This is a genomic window from Sphingobacterium sp. UBA7253 (genome assembly GCF_002472745.1).
In the GTDB taxonomy this organism is placed as follows: domain Bacteria; phylum Bacteroidota; class Bacteroidia; order Sphingobacteriales; family Sphingobacteriaceae; genus Sphingobacterium; species Sphingobacterium siyangense.
Map to the genome: position 1 here is coordinate 15794 of NZ_DKSP01000060.1, position 2276 is coordinate 18069.

The following is a 2276-nucleotide window of genomic DNA, read 5'->3' on the forward strand; positions in this document are numbered from 1 at the left end:
CCATATTTGGCGATGGGAAATAATCCTGTCATAGGAGTTGATCCAAATGGGAAATTTTGGCATATTGTTATTGGCGCTGCTATTGGTGGTACTTTTAACTTGGTGGATAAAATAGTCCACGGACAAGTAACTGATTTTGGTTCAGGACTGAAAGCATTTGGTGTAGGAGCATTTGCAGGAGGATTGGGAGCAGCAACAGGCGGGGCGGCAATCGCCGGGATGTCGGTTACTTCGGTAAGTACAGCTTTTATTGGAGGGAGTATAGGAGCTGTATACAATGATATGGCTCTGGGCTTAGGGAATATGATAGCTTTTGGCGACCCTTACGATCCGTCTCCAGCTCGATTAGGTACTACGGCCCTGATAGGAGGTGTTACTGGAGGTTTATTTCAAGGGATTAGTAATAGCGCTGCGGGTCGTAATTTTTGGACTGGTAAATTTACTAATCTTAAGGGCTGGGTTCAGCCGATCGAACCTACACCTTATGGTGTTAAAAACGATAATGGTAAAATAGTCCCTTTTGACGACGGTGTTACACCGGCGGATCCTATTGCTGGTAATTATATAACCAATTCGAAAAACACGCCATATCCCAAAGTTGTGGTCGAAGGATATGGAGAAGTGCCATTTCCTGAAGGTCCATATACACCAAATAATTCAAGCGTATTAAGAGGTTCTTTTACAGCAAAATATAAAGCTGATTTTAAAGAATGGTGGATTAGTCAGGGAAGACCTTGGCCACAAGTTCCTGAAGGCAGTACGCTGAATATCCATCACATTAAACCGTTGGCTCAAGGAGGGACGAATGCATTTGATAATTTGGTTCCCTTAGTTCAACCAGAGCAACATCAGCCATTTACGAATTGGTGGAGAGGATTCAAACAATAATATAATATGGATATGAAAAAATATTTGGAACTGATTAACAAAGTAATTGATCCCTCTTTAAAAGGCGAAATACTTACCTATGAAAATTTGAAGTCTACATTCGAAATGAATATTGCAGCCTCGGATTTAGATATAGATAAATGTAGAGTAACTTTAGAAGCAGGACTACCCAACGATTATGAGTTTTTTTTGAGGAATTTTAATGGAGGGAAGCTATTTCTAGTAGATGATTTTGCAGGATTCAAACTATTGGGTACTGAGGAATTGATTAATCACAATAAGTTTCAACAGGAAAACTTTGGAGAAGATTGGGATAAACATGTAGTGTTATTTTGCGAAATTATAGGAGATGCTGAATACCTAGGTTTCAAAATAGATAAAGAAAAAGTCCAGATAGTATTTTGCATTATGGATACTCTGCCTTCTGAATGGCAAGCGATTGATGATACTTTTGACATATTGATACAGAAAATTATAGAAAGTAATGGAGCAAAGTATTGGATTTGAACAATGATTTTTCGATTGTCTGATATAGGAGCTATATAAAACAATATAGCTCCTGGCAAAGCGGGGATATAGTTGTTTTCTATCTTTATGATTCGTCTCCTCCTTAATTAAACTGATCATACCAGGGGTCATATTATCCATGTAGCTAAGTAATTTTTGCAGGGATAGGATGAATTAGATACTAGTCAGATTAAAGAGTATATAGGTTGAAAGGCCAGTTCTTCATCCAGCCAAAGAGCTTCCTTTAACGGTTAATAAGGGAGGCTTTTTGTTTTCTCTTTTATAAGCACGATCCAATACTTTGGCATGCTATTGTCTTAACGACAATAGCTACAATTTAGACACGCCTTGTTTTGCAATCCTCCATACTAAAAAAGATATGAGTGATATAAAACAACAACGAAGGTATCCAAAAAATCAGGTCAAGTCCTTTGAGAATTGACTATCTGAAATACTGCTGTGGAAATTACGTATAAAATCGCATAAAAATAGCTATCCAAAAAGGTTGGATAGCCCGTTGATGTGCTGTCGGTTTAGAGGTATACGGGCCAATAATCGCTCGAAGTTCCCACATTTTCCAAGTCGTCTTGCAGGCTTGTCGTAAGGAAGCTAGTCTGGTAATATTGATATCAAAGAACTTTACTCCTCGGTTTTAAAGTCAATATATCCACGTTGAATCAAATCAACGTATTTTTCAGCATCAGCAATGCGATTGAACTTCGCAACGAGTTTGTCATCACCTAATCCTAGGTGAACAATTTGATACTCCAACTCGCCCTCAGATGCGTTGGAATCACAAATAAAGACCTCAATACCTTTCAATTCTTCATCTTTAATCTCGCTGAGTTGTTTATCGAAATAAGATAGATTAGCAGGCGGAT

At 38.2% G+C, this 2276-nt stretch carries 3 protein-coding genes; 2 read left to right on the forward strand and 1 reads right to left on the reverse strand.

Annotated elements, in window-relative coordinates; translation table 11 throughout:
* Both B2X72_RS05495 and B2X72_RS05500 read left to right on the forward strand, forming a co-directional pair.
* The coding region (locus tag B2X72_RS05495; protein ID WP_286848496.1) for an HNH endonuclease at positions 1–888 on the forward strand (888 nt) is incomplete at its 5' end.
* A gap of 12 nt (positions 889–900) precedes the next feature.
* Entirely contained in the window at positions 901–1395 is a 495-nt protein-coding gene (locus B2X72_RS05500; protein ID WP_286709418.1) for an SMI1/KNR4 family protein, read from the forward strand.
* 639 nt (positions 1396–2034) lie between these two features.
* Here B2X72_RS05500 and B2X72_RS05505 read toward each other — a convergent pair.
* On the reverse strand, positions 2035–2276 hold a 242-nt coding region (locus tag B2X72_RS05505; RefSeq protein WP_286848498.1), incomplete at its 5' end, for a hypothetical protein.

Coding starts and splice junctions, on each gene's coding strand:
- B2X72_RS05500 (WP_286709418.1), top strand. CDS start 901: ATGAAAAAATATTTGGAACTGATTAACAAAGTAATTGATCCCTCTTTA.